General features: G+C 58.3%; 8 protein-coding genes. 5 read left to right on the top strand and 3 right to left on the bottom strand.

Going from position 1 to position 16,204, the window contains the following annotated elements:
- Nucleotides 1-4 precede the first annotated feature (4 nt).
- Together CWO91_RS44170 and CWO91_RS11130 are read left to right on the top strand one after the other, a co-directional pair.
- The gene (locus CWO91_RS44170) at nucleotides 5-496 is read left to right on the top strand and encodes a hypothetical protein (RefSeq protein WP_245471206.1); all 492 of its coding nucleotides are present in this window, start codon (nucleotides 5-7) and stop codon (nucleotides 494-496) included.
- 280 nt (nucleotides 497-776) lie between these two features.
- Entirely contained in the window at nucleotides 777-2,477 is a 1,701-nt protein-coding gene (locus tag CWO91_RS11130; RefSeq protein WP_130213495.1) for an outer membrane beta-barrel protein, read from the top strand.
- Between the two features lie 1,343 nt (nucleotides 2,478-3,820).
- On the opposite strand, the gene CWO91_RS11125 is transcribed toward CWO91_RS11130, so the two are convergent.
- From CWO91_RS11125 to CWO91_RS11115, 3 genes are all read right to left on the bottom strand, one after another.
- A complete protein-coding gene (locus CWO91_RS11125) occupies nucleotides 3,821-4,027 on the bottom strand; it encodes a cold-shock protein (RefSeq protein ID WP_208753010.1) in 207 nt (68 codons plus the stop codon).
- 749 nt (nucleotides 4,028-4,776) lie between these two features.
- Nucleotides 4,777-6,900 (bottom strand): prolyl oligopeptidase family serine peptidase, encoded by a 2,124-nt coding sequence (locus tag CWO91_RS11120; protein ID WP_130213494.1) that lies wholly within the window; start codon nucleotides 6,898-6,900, stop codon nucleotides 4,777-4,779.
- A gap of 1,201 nt (nucleotides 6,901-8,101) precedes the next feature.
- The gene (locus CWO91_RS11115) at nucleotides 8,102-9,991 is read right to left on the bottom strand and encodes an alpha,alpha-trehalose-phosphate synthase (UDP-forming) (RefSeq protein WP_165405355.1); all 1,890 of its coding nucleotides are present in this window, start codon (nucleotides 9,989-9,991) and stop codon (nucleotides 8,102-8,104) included.
- A 2,026-nt stretch (nucleotides 9,992-12,017) separates the two neighbouring features.
- Here CWO91_RS11115 and CWO91_RS11105 point away from each other — a divergent pair.
- From CWO91_RS11105 to CWO91_RS45225, 3 genes are all read left to right on the top strand, one after another.
- Nucleotides 12,018-12,494 (top strand): Lrp/AsnC family transcriptional regulator, encoded by a 477-nt coding sequence (locus CWO91_RS11105; RefSeq protein ID WP_091886219.1) that lies wholly within the window; start codon nucleotides 12,018-12,020, stop codon nucleotides 12,492-12,494.
- Nucleotides 12,495-12,859: 365 nt separating this feature from the next.
- Nucleotides 12,860-13,696 (top strand): Crp/Fnr family transcriptional regulator, encoded by an 837-nt coding sequence (locus tag CWO91_RS11100; RefSeq protein WP_130213492.1) that lies wholly within the window; start codon nucleotides 12,860-12,862, stop codon nucleotides 13,694-13,696.
- A gap of 1,497 nt (nucleotides 13,697-15,193) precedes the next feature.
- Nucleotides 15,194-15,601, top strand: a complete 408-nt coding sequence (locus CWO91_RS45225; protein ID WP_349643572.1) for a hypothetical protein — start codon at nucleotides 15,194-15,196, stop codon at nucleotides 15,599-15,601.
- Nucleotides 15,602-16,204: the final 603 nt, after the last annotated feature.

Here is a 16,204-nt window from a genome sequence, read left to right as displayed (position 1 = left end):
CTTGATGCGCGGCGAGCTCCGCCTCCATCAGATTGGTGTACTTCCGGTATTTCTGATGGCTCATCAAACCGTTTTTGAGCTCGATATGCGACATGCCCGTCGTCCATCGCAGCGGAATACCTGGCATGGCACCGGCCAGCACTTCGCTCACATTGCCTCCCACCGAAATAGCCTTGATCGCGTCGCAGGTCGAAAACGTCGGCAGCTGGCGGGTTCGGGCATTCTTGGGAACAATAAACCGCCTGCCCCGGCTGAGCCGGCCACGTACAAAAACTCACCACGGCAAAGCCGAAAGCGGATTGCCATTTACTGCAAGGGAATTCGCGGTAAGACGCAAGACGCAGATGCCGAGCGCTTCCTGCTGGTGGGCCGCATCTTCGTGAAACGGAAGCGTACGCGCAGGAAAGCCGTCCTCGTGAAACTGGACTACAGCCGGCGGGCCGAACCGATTTTGACGTCGCCTGTGTATCTCTTCCGATCCAAGCCTGCCGAGTAGTGGCTGCGACCGTGTTTCTCGTTCGCACGCTTCGATTGTCAGCCTTGAGACCAGTGTCAGGAAGTTGACGCGACACACTCTTAGGAAACTCCTGCAGAATATACGAATCAGCTCGGCATGCGGTTTGCTTCGTTCGGGACATCATCACCAATCGTCGTGCGGTGATCTTCGGGGACGGCCCTGGCGCGTGGTTGCCGCGTGTCTGGTCTGCTCCGACATTTGTTGTGCGGCGATACTTAAGGAGCCGGGTCGTGAACTGGGAAGTGCAGGGCAAACTTTGATGCGATCGAGAATTATTTTTTGTGGTGCGACAACAATTGCGCTCGTCGCAAGCAGCGCGGCCAAGCCGGCGGACCTTGAGCCACAACTTAAACTGCCACAGGCGGTGTGGAACTGGTCTGGAGGCTATATTGGCGGGCACGCCGGCGGTGGGTACGGCCGAACCTCCTTCAGCAATCCATACGGTCCATCAATCTATGGCGGCATCGTCGATACCCCGGCATTCCTTGCAGGTGGCCAGATTGGTTACAACTGGCAGAACAACAGCTGGGTGTTTGGCATCGAGCTGGATGCCAGCGGTGCTGTCTCCGAGGGTACAAACACCTGCCTCGCCGCCTCCGGCTTCGTTGTAAGCGCAAACTGCAAGGCAGGTCCGAGCCTCTTTGCCACCGGCACCGGTCGCGTTGGTTACGCCTTTGGCGCGCTCGGGCACACGCTGGCCTATCTCAAGGCAGGCCTAGCCTGGCAAAACAATCGGGGCGATGTCATCAACAACTTTGAAGGCGGCTGGCCACAGCAGAAAACCCACTTCGACTATGGCCGGGTCGGTGGCATCATCGGGCTGGGCGTCGAGCAATCCCTAACGCCTGCATGGTCGGTGAACGTCGAATATGACTATCTGCATTTTGGCGGGCCGAGTGTCGCGACGGGTTCGACAGTGCAGTTTCCTCCGTTTGCGATTCTGCCGGCGAACACAACCAGCCTGTCCAGCAATTATCACATCGGAAAGATTGGCCTGAACTACCACTTTGGTGCGGACCCAGGGGCCGCACAATGGTCCGACGCGCCGCTGTATGCGAAATCAGCCGGCAGCGTACGATCCATTTCCTACGCGCCCGGCTGGTCCTTCGAAGGCGGCTCGCGGCTCTGGCTGAGCCGGGGACGATTCCAATGGGATCACAGCGCATTTCCGTATGGCTGGCCTGAAGACCCCAGCGTACTGGGATCGAGGCTCACCTATCATGGACTGGACGGACTTTCCGGGGAGTTATTCGGCCGTGTTGATAGTCCATGGGGCGTGTTCTTGAAGAGTATCCTTGGCATCGGGCGCTTCAACAAAGGAAAAATAAATAATGAAGATTGGATACCCGAGGATGGATTGTCCTACATCAACAACCTTTCAGGCCAGTCAAACGGAAGATTCACTTATTACACGGCTGACGTCGGTTATGATTTCCTGCGCAGCACCGACTACAAGGTCGGCGGATTTATAGGCTGGACCTATTACGGCCAAAGCTCGGACTCGACCGGATGCATGCAGGTGGCTAACCCGATGGATTCATGTTTGCCACCGGGTGACAACAGGGTCATCGGCGGCGAGGATACTCAATGGAATGCGCCCCGGATCGGCCTGAGCGCCGAAACCATGCTGACCGAGCGTTGGCGTTTGAGCGCCGACGTCGCTTACCTGCCATGGACCGATTTCAAGGGGCGTGACTATCATCTCTTGCGCGACAAGACCACCTTTGACGAGCAACGCGGCAATGGTGGTGGCGGAGTCCAGATTGAGGGCGTGTTGTCCTACTTCCTCACCCAGAACATCAGCGTCGGGGTCGGTGGCCGCTATTGGGCCATGTGGACCAAAAAGGACAGCGACTCTTTGTGCAGCAGCAGCGGCTGCGTCGGTGACCCGCGCATGTTTGCGAAGTATAGTATGGAGCGCTGGGGTACGTTCTTCCAGGCCTCCTATAAGTTCGATTGAAAGGCCCACCAAAGCCAAGCTCCAGATTCCTCTCGAGCCATGCGGAAGGCGGCTCGTGAGTAACGACATCGGCGCCAGAATTGGCGCCGATGCCATTGGTATGGCAGGACCGAGCCTTTATGTAGCACCTACTGCATGGTGGAGATCCATCTTGATCAACAGCATGAGCACGCGAGCGCAACAGCGCCTGCGCTCGGGCCAAAGACCATCGCGACGGACAACGGAATACTCGTCAATCTGTCGATCAACGGCGCGTCATTGCACGAGGAGCTATGGTGGGCTGATCGAGGATCTCCGCAATGTGCTGGATGAGCACGGGCCGATCCTCCTGCGTCGGAAGGCCAGTCGTCAGCGGATAGACGGTGTGAGTCCCGAGCGTTGCGGTGGATGCCCCTAGCATACCACTAGGAGGCCACGCTCCAACTCCGATCCGCGGATCGAGCCGCTAGACTTGTCGCGCTGGCCGTTCTTTGAGGCTGCCGCTGTCCGTTAAGATGAATATCCAACGCGCAAGCGCATCCCGAAAAATACACCATCGGGATCGCCGTCCGGTGGTTCATCCCTGAGATCACGAAAGTCGGATGGGCGACCTCTGTACCGGCAGATCAGCGCGTTCATTAGGATCTCCACGGCGCGTCGACTTCGGCAACGTAAGCTCGCCCGGCAGGCTGGCGGGCCAGCACTTTCAGGACGGTCAGCTGGAAGGAGACTTGCCGCCGATCGACCGTGTGTATGTGTGCAGTTCCCGTGCAGTGGATCAAGGTCAGGAGCGCATCGTCAACAACATGGCGCCGTTAAGCTCAACTATATTGGCTAACCCCAAGCGCCGGCGCCCTGGGATTTGACCTCGCGGCGCCGCATCAAGCCAATGCGGCCTTTGTTTACACCGGCCCTCGAAGGCTCACGGCATCAGCGTAGCAGAAATAGATCTGCAGCCGCAGCGCAGCCGGCAAGTATGTCCATAACGGGCGAACCCGATTGTGCGAGCACCTTCATGAGCCACATGCATCCAGGGGAGCACCAGCCCGTGCATTGTTAGCTGCGACAAGCCGTGCGGCGTGCACGGCGTGTTGGTCACGAACGTACGTTCGGACCGTTCGTGGCCCGCTGGCAGGAATATCTTGCCACGTCCACATTGCGACCGGGCTGGCAACTCCTGTAACTCTGGCGGCAGTGATCGGTCGACGGCTTCAGGAGATGAAGGCTGTCATGAGGTTTGCGAGACAGCCTCATGGCTGGAAGAGACGGTCGAAAGGCCAAACGGTTCGGCGCGAGGTGACAAGGCATCGCCGGACAGGCGCGAGAACACGCTTGCAGAGAGCAGCTGCCGGAGGCGAGTCGGATCAGCCAACCCGAAGATCTTCAGCTGACATCTTGCCCGAACGCCCGGCCTTGGGCTGATAACTAACCCGGGCCCCCTCTTCGAGGGTGGTGTAACCGGCTTTTTCGACGGCACTGATGTGCACGAAGACATCGGGACCTCCGTCCTCAGGCCTGATGAACCCGTAACCTTTGGTCGAATTGAACCACTTCACAATACCCATTGCCACCGCGGCACCTCCATAGTGAACCGTTGTGATCTAGCGAAGAGTCTCCCGGCCATCAAGACCGGCGGCAAGCGACCCAGCGTCGCTTCGCTGGTCACGTGCTCTTTTTTGTCCCGGAGCTCTAGCTGCCGCGGCATTGTGCAAACGACAGAGGGCGCGCTCACGTCGACGACACTTCGCTTCAAGGCTTCAGGATCCGGATGACGTTTTGACCTTCCTTCACTCGTCACGCTAGCGGCTTACAGAAGAGTTGTCAGAGCCTCGAACACGCCGCGCTCATCCGGAGCCGAGCTAGAGCGGAGGGGTTTGATCGACAACAGGGCGGCCGTAAACTCCTTCGCGCAGCCTGGAGCAGGATCATCAATCCGCGCCATGCCTGCATGGAAAGCTGCGTGACATGCTTTCTCAAGCGCGAAGACCCCTCGCAGGGGTGCGCTTTGGCTGTTCGCCTTTGGATGTCATCCGCACGCCGGGCCATGTCGGACGAACAGGGGTCTGCCGAGACAATCCTCAAGGAAGCGCATCTGGCAACTTACCGTCGTCATGTTGTGTTTGGGAAGCCAGGAAACCCGCTCGCCACCGGTGGAGGCTGTTCAAACCGGTAACTTGCGCATCTGAGGAGCTTCATCGCGCCGCCGGCGGCTCGTCAGCTCTCTCGCCTTGGGTTCGATGAAATCAGCTGAGCAACGTGAAGACGTTGAGAAAACCAATGGTCTCGATTTGATCGGCTTCGATCAGCCCGTCCACCGAATTTACTCAGAACAAAGCCGGCTCGATGCATAGGTGAATTCAAGGGCCAGCTGACGGGCGACTTCGATGAGATTGGCCGCGGCGCTGTGTCCCCCATCGATGTTCTCATAGTAGAAGTAAGGCTGGCCCAGCGCGGCGAGCTTCGCGGCAGCCTTGCGGCCGTGCGCTGGATGCACGCGGTCATCCTTGGTGGAGGTAAGAATTAAGGGAACGGGATAGGTCTTGCCCGCCACCAGCTTCTGGTAGGGCGAGTAGCCTTCGATCCACGCACGCTGCTCGGCAATGGCGGGGTCACCGTACTCGCCGATCCAGGAGGCGCCCGCGCCCAGTTTGGTGTATCGAAGCATGTCAAACAGCGGCACCTGGATGATCGCCGCGTTGAAGAGTTCGGGACGTTGGGTGATTGCGGCGCCAACGAGCAGGCCGCCCTGGCTGCCGCCAATTACTCCTAGCCGGCGCGGACTTGTGATCTTCCGGCGGATCAGGTCCTCGGCAACGGCAATGAAATCATCCCACGTCGTCTGCTTCATCGCCCCCTGGGCCGCTTGATGCCATTGCGGGCCAAACTCGCCGCCCCCGCGCAGATTCGCAACGACATAGGCATTGCCCTGTTCGAGCCATAGCCGCCCCACCGGTCCCAGATGCGAGGGGAGAAGCGGAATCTGGAAGCCGCCATAGCCATAGAGAAGCGTCGGGATTGCACCGTCAAACCTTGCGTTCTTCGGTCGCACCAGGAAGTAAGGAATTGACGTGCCATCACGCGAAGTGGCTTCGAGCTGCTCTACGACATGATTGGACGCATCGAAGGCAGTAGGTGTCGTCTTCAATTCCTCAAGACTTTTGGTTTTGGCATCAAAATACCAGACTGACGTTGGTCTGAGATAGCTCGATACGGTGAACATGGCCTGGTCCGCTTCATCGGAGGCGGCTGACAGGCTGACATTTGTATGTTCCGGCAGCGGGATCGGCGTCGCCGACCAAGCTCCCTGATCGTACTTATAAACGAACGCTTTGCTCTGAACGTTGTCAAGCATCGTCAAGATCAACAAATTCTTTGTGGCGCCTAACTCGCTCAGGGCCTGGCGGGGCCCAGGTTGGAAGACAAGCGAGGCTTTGGCGCGCAGCGGATCCTGTTTCCATTGGGCCAGGTCATACGAAATCAGCGATCCGGCGGCGAACCTGATATCCCCGGGCGGCGTCCATTCTTCGTCAAGCTTCACAAGCAGGCGACCACCCACTAGTCCGATCATCGCGGCCTTCTTCGGCAGATTGAGCTTGACGGGCCCATCGGGGCGGAAGACCACATACTCGTACTCGAAAGAGCTGATCACGCGAGTCGCGCCCGTCACATGAATATGACCCTCGCTGTCACGAAGCACGAAGGGATGCGTCTGAACGTCGGTGGGCTCGCCACGAAAGATCTCGCGAGCCTCACTGAGCGGCTGAGCGCGTTTGAGCTCCTTCACGACAAAGGGGTAGCCGGCTTGCGTCAAAGTCCCCTCGCCCCAGTCCCGTGCAACAAGGAGTGTGTGGCCATCGACCCAGCTGACGTGCTGCTTGCCCTCTGGAAGATAAAAGCCGTCCGCAACGAAGGTCTTGGCGGCGCGGTCGAACTCTCGTATGGACGCGGCATCCTTGCCGCCATCGGAAAGACCAATCAGGCAGAGGCGCTCTTCAGGCGGAAGGCAGCGGCTACCTTGAAAGACCCAATTCCTGTTCTCGGCGACGGCCAAGGCGTCCACGTCGAGGATGATCTCCCACTGTGGGTCTTGGCTACGATAGCTCTCGAGCGTGGTGCGCCGCCAGACGCCGCGCACCTGGTTCTCGTCTCGCCAGAAATTCTCCAAACCGCGCCGTTCCAATGAAACATATGCGATCCGATCCTTTGCCTGCAGGATGGAGAGCGCCTGTTCGTAGAAGAGCCGATAGCGAGGATCTGACTGAAGCAGCCCGAGGGTCTTCTCGTTCTCGGCGCGAGCCCAAGCCACTGCGCCTTTTCCTTCGATGTCTTCGAGCCAGAGGAATGGATCATCAGTCACCGCCGCATCCGTTCGCTCCTGTGAAAGCGCCGTGGAGGTGGCGTGGGCAGCCGAAGGCCGCGCGGCGGAGCGGGGTGACGTGTTCATGGACTTTCTCCAGAAGAGGTCGAGCGGCCACGCTCGCGGGCCCTGGCGCGTCAAGCAGAAGCGGCGGAAAGCACACAAGCGCATGACATACCGCGGCTTGCGCTATGTTGCGGACCGTTCACTGCAAGCTGCGTGCCGGCTAAAGAGTCGCAAGTTTCAGCCGTTCGGGGCTGCACAACCATGTCCGGTTGCGGACATTGGTTGCCAAGCGGACAGCACAGCGTGTCGGCGGACCGCCGGCCAGACAGCGTTAGACCTTTCGATCTTCAGTGGCAAAGACCCGGGACGCAGCGATGCTGCTTACCTCCGCATATGAGGTTGTTCCTTCTCGCGGGCGTCACGGGGCAGACTTGTCGACGGGCATCATCACGACAAAGATCATGGCATTGATCAGCAGCCAGATCGACATCAGGCTAAGGGTGGTATGCATGGCAATCCCTGACCCGCGTTGACCGCAGGCATTGCCGAGTTGGACGAGCTTTTTCCTTGCGAAACACACAAGTCACGCCTGTAACTCGGTTCTTTGACTGATTGCAGAAAGGATTGCGCTCGATACGAGGAGAGTAGAAACCGACAAGAAACGCTCTAGGTTGCAACACGTCTTGAGATCGAGCCAACAATCAACAACAGGTACAAGCACCAGATTAGGTTCTTTCGTGCGACAAGATGGCGAAATGAACCTGGGCATCAGCAGCACTTGAGGGAGTTACGGTTCAGCTTAAACGTCCTGAATCTACTCGGCAGGGGACCGACGCACGAGCCGTGGTCCTCATCGAAGCCGTATTACACAAACGAGATCAAGGGCGAGATTTTCGATCGAGAATGCCCGCTGCTGCCGGATCATCCGAGCCGGCTCGAGGCTAGTGCAACCCTCACTGCGAACTGTTCCGTAACGGTGCTGGTGCGGCCCCAGAGGCAAGCGGCGCTTTCCGGGCGGAGCGATCAATGGGCAGCAGCGCACCGACTGGCGTCGCCACCACTCGCATCAGCGTCGTTTACAGATAGCAACATGAAGTTGACTGTATCGCTCCCATTTTCGGTCATGGAACATTCGCATGATGTCTTGACGCAGCTCGTTAACGTTCCCTGTGATCATGCGGGCCTGCGCCGCCCGCAAGAACCGCGTCAGCGCAAAGACCTTGATTGCTCCTTTTTCCTGCTACAGAAGCCTGTCAACCGCCGTGCTATGCTTTTCGCCCGGTCAGTCCTCGCGGGCACCGAGCTCTTGTCCGCGAGGACCATCGCGTGAAGCTGTCGCCGCCGGCAGATCCCAGAGTCTGTCCTGTGTATGCTTCAGTGGGGCCGCTAAAGCCTCAAAGGTCGACTTCACGTCTGCATAGGCAGCCTCCCTCAAAGCGGCATCCGCTGGGTCGATCTCGTTATAGGCGGTGACGGCCTTGTTATAGTTCCGGTACAGCGGCATCTGAGCCACGTTGGTCCAGCCGAGACCGAAATTGAGGCACTGATCAGCCGGAACGGTGATGCGGCTTTTGTCCAGCTCCCGGAGGTAGTCCGCCGACCAGTCGTGGATGGTGTAGGATTCAATCTTGTCCATCATCGACCGCCAGCGCTTGACACGCTCCTCAAGCGGCATGTTAGCCGCCTTCGAAATAGCGTCTGCGATCTCTTCGGGGTGGTTTGGATCCACCAGCAGCGCCTCGTCGTCGTTGAAGTCTTCAGCCGCACCTGCAAACTTCGATAAGACCAGAACGCCAGGATTCTCCGGGTCTTGGGCAGCAACATATTCTTTCGCTACCAGATTCATCCCGTCCCGCAGCGGCGTGACCACACCGACATGTGCCGCGCGGTAAAGACGCGCCAGCGCAGCCTGGCTGAACGAGTCATTCGTGTAGTGGATTGGCCTCCAGTCGTCTGTGCCATGCTCGGCATTGACGTGGTTGATCGCATTCTCCACGTCCTCCTTGTACTTCCGATACTGGTCGACGTCGGCGCGTGAGGGCGGCGCGATCTGCAACAGCGAGATGCTGCCCGGCTCGGCCGCTGAAAGGTGGTTGAATGCTTCGACCCGCTTGTCGATACCTTTCGTGTAGTCGAGCCGGTCTACGCCGATCGCAAACTTGGCGCCCTCGAAGTTTTGCAATAGTGACGAGACTTTTTCCTGCTCGGCGGGCGAAAGGTCTGCCGCAAGATACTCTGCGAACTGCTTGGGATCGATACCGATCGGGAATTTTTGAAGTCGCGTCTGGCCACGCTGCGTGGTCACGACACCATCCTTGCTCTCCAGCCTGAAATAGGTTCGCAGGCAGGCCAGGAAATTGTTCAAATCCCAGTTCGTCTGAAAACCGAGCAGATCGTACTCCAGCATCGACTTCATCAGTTCGCGATGGTTGGGTACGCGCTCTATCATGTCGGGCGTCGGCCATGGCGTGTGCAGAAAAAAGCCGGTCGGCCGCTCGATGCCGAGCCTATGCAGTTCGGCCCCGAGCGGAAGCAAATGATAATCATGCACCCAGAATGCGTCCCGATCCCGCAAGTCGAACGCCGCACGCGCCATAAACTCGTTGATCTTTCGATAGCTGTCATAATCGGAGCCCGAGCTATCATAATCGGCTGTGGAGCCCGACATTTGGTCGGGCAGGGAGTGCAATGCTGGCCATAGCGTCGAATTCGAAAAACCTCGATAATAGCCGGGATAGTCCGCTTCCGGCAGATCGAGCCTCGCCACATCGCCGGCACCGGTCTTCACGAGCGGCAGGGGCTGCTCGGTCCCATCGCCGCGGTTCTCCGAGGAGCCCATCCAGACCGCGCCGGAACGTTCAACAACCGGCTCGAGGCCCGCCGCAAGCCCGCCGGTCTGGGGTTTATTGGGGTCGAACGGCGCAACGCGGTTCGAAATGACGACCAGCTTCATGTCGGGCTTCTGGTTTACCGTATCGAGGCGATCCTCCACCTCGCCCGAGACAACAGCATCGGAAGGACCTGCACCTCCTTGTTGCTCTTGCTCCAACGGTATCTCGTCCAGGTGCTGGTCAAAGGCCGCCTGGCCCGTGGTTTCATCTTGCTGGGTCGGGCCTGGTGTACTGCTGGAATCCAACGTTGCGGTGTCGAGCGTGTCATGGATTCGAAACATCTCGTGACTCCGTTTGACGATGTTTGCGTTCGATGCAATCGCAGATCAGCCCCGAGATATCTCCACTACGCCAGGATGGCCGGTCTACCTTTCCGGAAGCTGACCAGTCGAGCAAAATGGTCGGATTGCTGCATCCATCCAGGACTTCGAGGCGGTCGTGGCGGATGAGGCGACGAGATGTCGGATTAAGGCAAGACGACGTTTGGCTTCATCGATTTGATGAGTGCATTGCCGTCATAGGCGGCGACGCACAATGGGCCTCGACGGTAGGAAGACTTGGGCGCTGTGGCGAGGTCACCGTCCTGATCGGCACCATTTGAATGGCGCCAGCGCGCATTGACGAGTCTATGGAGTAGTCAATCCTCTGGATGTCGCAGATCTTGCTCGCCAACATCGGTCGCCCGCTCCGGCCTGCCGACGGTACGATATAGACGGCCATCATAGGGCTCCTGGCGTGGTCCGCCCGCGGCGCATCAGCGCGCATCCGAATACGAGGTAGAAACCTGCAGAGAAGTCTCTTCTATCAAACTGCCGCGGCTCACCGCCTTGGCTCTGTCAGGTTGTGGCCCTGCGCGGTGATACGATCACCTTTCATGACATGCCCCTGTTCATAGTGTGAGGAGGATACCTCCGATGTGGTCGGCTTAATGCTCTGCCGGCGGCACGAACAATGCGGGCGGCCTACGCGCCAACGAACGAAATTGCAGCTCGAATCTTTGACCAGTTTGGCAGGGGCATGCGTCCTTAATGACTGCATACGAATCGTACCCACCTCGCGGAGAATGCATATGAGCTGTACATTGCGCACCGATTTGTGCGTCGATAGCAGCATCACCGCGCGAAACTCGAGCCGCCGGGGAGAGGGCTTCGCGTCTCCAGCAAGATGGGTTACGAGCAGGCTATAGCCTGTGCCGGTCGCGGCTGACGCGCGCAAAACGAGCCGCGGACAAGGCGCCCTGCGACCAGCTTTGTACCGTAGCGGCCGCAGTTGGTGCATACCCACCATCGCAATCATGATTTCATTTTGCTTGCTTTGGCCCCGAGTCCGGCCCCTGCAAAGTTCACCCGAAATGGACGGAGACGCAGCAAGTACGATCATTCGGGGGACATTAAGCGGGACGGCACAATCGGGCAGTCCAGACGAGCTGAGCAACACGGACGAGCTTGAGCCTCGTCGGGGCAATTCAGCTGCGCAAATGATGTTGACGAACCTGTCGAACGCAAGCGGCCGAAATACGCTCAGCTCCTTCGATCAAGCCGATTGAGAGGCAACATCATTCAAAGAACAAAAGTCGACACGCAGTGCGCGTCATCCAGCAGACCAAATCCAGCTTGGAGCAATGTGCACGGGGAACGCATGCCGTTTTTTAGAGTTGCCCAGCTCCGGAAACAGGGACGACGGGGCACGCGAGTTCCGGCGAGCGACCAACGAAGAATGAGCTGCGGGTCGCAGGGGGCGGAGAACAACATGCACTGCCAGCACCGTTTCGATCTTTGCAAAATGGAGACACTAAAGGAGAAAAAGCTGACCAGCGGCAATCTCCACCTCGCGAGCTTGCGTCAACGGCTAACAGGAACGCCGCTAGCGAAAGCTCTTGCGGATGTTATCGCGCTGGAGGACGAAGTCGACCCAATGGTTTGCCTCTCAGAGGCAAAACGGCGCCTTGGCGCGCGCTCGTCAGCGGGCGAGTAGCTGGCTAACCTCAATCAAGATGCCCGTTTCCGCACGAATTTATCACGCGGCACAGCTCGGTTGCGTTTCGGCTTCGCTTTGGTTCACATCTTTTGTCGAAAACGAAGGCCCGGATCTCTCATCCGAAAGGCCGGCTTTGCGGCTTCGCTCCCTGCTGCGCCGCAAAATGCCGATGGCAAGGCCCCTCATCCCTACTTTGATAGTCGTATGCGACAACGCCCATCCAAGTTGGGCCTTTGTCACGGAAGATTTCCTCGTATTTTTCACCATCGAGGATTTCCTGCGCGGAGGGGGCATCTCGCGGCGAAATTCGTCTCAGGCTGGGAGGTGGTTATGCAGTACGACCGAATAGATGCCCGCATTCTCGAGATCGTGCAAAAGAATAACCGTCTGACTTCAGATGTGATTGGCGAGATGGCCGGGCTTTCTCCTACCGCGTGCCAACGACGGTTGAAGAGACTCCGCTCGGAGGGCATCATCCAGGCCGACGTGTCGGTTGTATCGCCGAGGGCGGTGGGACGACCTATTCAAGTGCTTGCACTGGTGACCTTGGAGCGGGAAAGCGCCGATATCATCGATAGGTTTAAAAAAGCCATCAAATCATCAATCGACGTCGTCCACGGCTTTTACGTCACGGGCGATGCCGACTTCGTCCTGTACATTACCGCGCGGTCCATGGAGGAGTACGAGGAGTTCACGCGGCGCTTCTTCTACGAAAATCGCGACATCAAGGGCTTCAAGAGCATGGTCATATTGGATCGCGTAAAGGTTGGATTTGCTGTTCCGGTTGAGCTTCCCCCAGACGATTGATTGCACGGATGCGGGCAATCGTCTTGCGCCCGCAATCGAGGTGTTGACCTGTCCGTTCCACTCGCCGGTGGCTTCTTGAGATCTCAATCATGCCTAGCGAGAAAGACGCACGTAGCGCCCGGTCATACGGCAATGTCCTGGACGACAAGTGCAAAGGCAAGAATGTCGCGCGTTGAGTCGGAGGAGCCGGCGCCTTCATTCGCTTGGTTGAAAATCGTCGAAGACAGGCCCCTCAACGCGGGATTTGGGCGTCGATGAGTTACTCGTTGCATCAATCAAGATGAAGATGTTGCTATAGTCGTAATCACGTTCTCGTTACGGTCAGCGCGCAGGCGAGCAAAAAGCCTCCTGCCAGGAGAGGGACTATGACCGATCGCGTGCCCGCCGTCCTCCAAGTACTTGACTGCTCTCAAGATAGAGCTCTCAAGCAGCTGCCCGGCACACGACCGGAGCCTCTGCGCTCTCTTCCGGTGCGTCCTGCGAAACGGCCCTTTGTGAAGAACGTAATCTTGGCGCGTCTTCCTATCCAACAGCTTGCGGCAATAGGGGAGTGCCTCGAGCCGGTCGCCTTGAAAGAACGGATGGTCCTGCAAGAGCCAAAAAGGCCGGTCGAGCACGTCTACTTTGTAGAGAGCGGCCTCGTCTCGCTCAGAGTCGTTACCGCGGGCAGTATGCTCGAAACAGCAGTCATAGGCTATCGGGGCGCGGTCGGCACTTCCTTCTTGTGGGGAGGACATTTTTCAACCCATCAATCTGTCGCCGTCTTCCCCGGAAGCGCGCACAGAATTCGCGTCGAGGATCTCCGTCGGATCATGAAGGTGCATCCCGAGATCAAAGACCACCTGTTTGAGTACGTGCAAGCGCTAACATTTCAGTGCGTCCAGACAGGATTGTGCGGGGTTCGGCACCCTCGTGAACAGCGCCTCGCGAGCTGGCTTTGCCTTACTAGTGAAGCTATTGACGCCCGCGTGCTGCCAGTCACCCACGATTACCTTTCCTCGGTGCTGGGACTGCGCCGCGCCGGGGTGACCGAAACCTTGATCCGCTTCGAGGAGCAAGGGCTGATTCGCAAGATGCGGGGCGTCTTGCAGATTGATGAACACAAATTGCTCGAAGAGAAAGCATGCTGTTGCTACAAGCTCGTCTCGGCCGCCTATGCCTCCTCATCAGTCCGCACTCTCGGCGAAGAACAGGCGAGCTAGCAACTCGCGACTGGCGTTCTGCGTCCTCTCGGTTCTTGTGCGCGAAGTTGAGGCAATTCCCCCCCCCGAGAAAGGCCACAACCTCACGAATCAATCGTTGCCCTTGCGCCGTGTAGCTGGCGGTGGGTAACCGATCGCCGGTGATTCCCGGGTTGGTCAGCTTGCGGTTGTCGCAACGCTGACGCGTCGTCGTTCAGCCGCGAGATGCGGTCCGGCGATTAGCGGGCCACGCTGGACAACCGGACCCGCGTTCTGCTCGAGCAGGATCGCTGGATGGGCGCAACGAAGCCGGAAAGCTACTGGGCGCGACATCCACACTTCGCTCCAAAAAAGCGCTGCGGTTAGAACATTCACTTCCCCCCATGTGCATGCACCTTCCGGGGCCCGAGCTCATTCGAAAGCACCCGGCGCACCCACGACGGAGAGGCGGCCTCGGGTGCAGCCCAAACTGGGGAAGCGGTAGCCGCGTCCAAGCGTCCAACGCCTTCGGCAGACATAGGACTGACCTCGCGAGCCTCCAGAGAGGCGACTTTTCGACTACCGCAGAGATCGGGTGTGGCGCGCACACATGGCAAGAGTGTTTGGCTTTCTTCCGATTGGACACGGGCAGCGCGGGACCGGATCAGCGGATTGAGAGGGTGATTGTTCTCCATGCGTAAAAACGGACGGCCAGCTCCTGCTCTGGACCGACACTCCGCATGACCATCTCATTGGTTGCGAAGCTGACCTTGGCGAGCGCCGGGCCGGACCACCCGTCATCTGCAGCCAGCGCCAGTCGTTTCGATCGTCAGAGACCGTGAACGGGACGCAGCGCTGCACCGCTGGCCAGCCTGATGCTTACCTCCGAAATAGACGGGTAAGCTTCTTTCCGCCGAGCGGCGCGCACGGCCGCAGATTCAACGCGTGCACCGTCCTTTGAGCAGAATTCCGGCTTCACACAACGCTTCATATGATGCGACGTTTACCTCTCGATCGACCACGGTAACAAGCCACGGGTGTTGCGGAAAGTCATTGAACACTGTGCGAGGGAGCGCAGCGCGACACGATCATCGTTCGTCTGCCACCCCGTTTGCGCCGACGAGGATGCGGGACGGCGGCATCGTGAAGGACGCGAGTGACGGCAGTGGATCAGGAACGAGCGTGCCGTCACCCCACCTGGCATACCAGCAGCTATCGTGATCCGAAGAACAGACGCTTGCCCGACCGCGTGTCCTCGGGGCGGCCACTCTCCATCTCGCGACAGCGTTGCCGTCTTTATCAACTATGCGCCGAAGGTGAACATCTTCGCTTCCGAAATCAAATGAAGACCTGCAAACAGCCGGAGTGGTGAGGACGTATTTAAGCCCTTAAGCATCCACCGCATCATCTGGCCCCAAATCAACAGCGACACCCCGCAAGCACACACACGGTACTTTTCGCCGTTGGCGCGCTCGGGCAGCGCATCCTCGCGAAACCCCTCTTCTCTTCTCAGAACTGATAGGAGAACTCCGTTCCCGTTTGAGCTATTCCTTCCAGGTTGATGAATACTTGCCACCCAGCGAAGGCTACAGCCGATTGGCGGCCAATAGCCAAGCTTTGAAGTCGTTGATGCTGGTTCTCGAATGCCGTGATGTGAGTAGCACGAAAAGTCAACAATCGCTTTACGATCGCGAGCCGGAGCCTCACCGAAGGGACATGCTCATTCAGGTCCTCGATTCCTCTTCAAGTGACTGTGCTCCGCCGATCGTGTTTGTCGGCAGAAATCGGGCCGGTAACTGGGTTGCCCGTGAACAACGGGGCGCGTTTGGCGGGCTTTTTACCAACCGCGCTGAAGCTCTGAAATACGCTCTCTTCAAGAACGGACGCCATCCAGAGAGCATCATCGAAGTGACGCGTGAGATCGAGCTCGATATTCCAAGCCCGTGAACTGCAGAACATTTAGGATGTGACCGTTGTTCTGCACCTGCTGCCCTGTCGAAGCCGGGGCACTCGTTAATCGTCGCAGCCGATTTCTTGAGCGTGCTCACTTCAAGCATTCAATTAGGCAGCCCAGAGGCTTTCCGGGCAGATTCTGCCGGACGACAATCATCGGCCAATCATTGCCTCCGCTCGATGAGCGTTACATCGTTATGCACCTGAACATGAGCCGTCCTGACTCGTTCCGCGCGACGACATAAGAGGAGAACTCAAAGGACGCGCCATCGACTGTCCATCTGGAACAGTTTCACTACGCAAGCATAAGGCCAAAGAACTCGTCGGTTTCATTGCATCGCGCTATCTTGAGGCGGAACGCGTTCGCGGGCTTAACGCCATCTCATCCGCAGCGATACGTTCCATTGATGCGTCACCTACCAATTCTCGCAATTGATCACAACGTTGACACTGAGATCCGACCGGCCGTCGAGCTTTCAAGAGCGTTACACGCCAATGATCTCACCTCGCCTAGTGGTCCGCGGCGCCCCGCAGTGACGATCGGCGACGAAATAGAAGCACGCCCTGTTCATCGTAACAACGCCTGTATTATGGCTA

It is taken from the genome of Bradyrhizobium genosp. SA-3 (assembly GCF_004212635.1).
GTDB lineage: Bacteria > Pseudomonadota > Alphaproteobacteria > Rhizobiales > Xanthobacteraceae > Bradyrhizobium.
The sequence above is the reverse complement of the archived record's forward strand: the minus strand, read 5'-3'. Positions and strand labels throughout refer to the sequence as shown.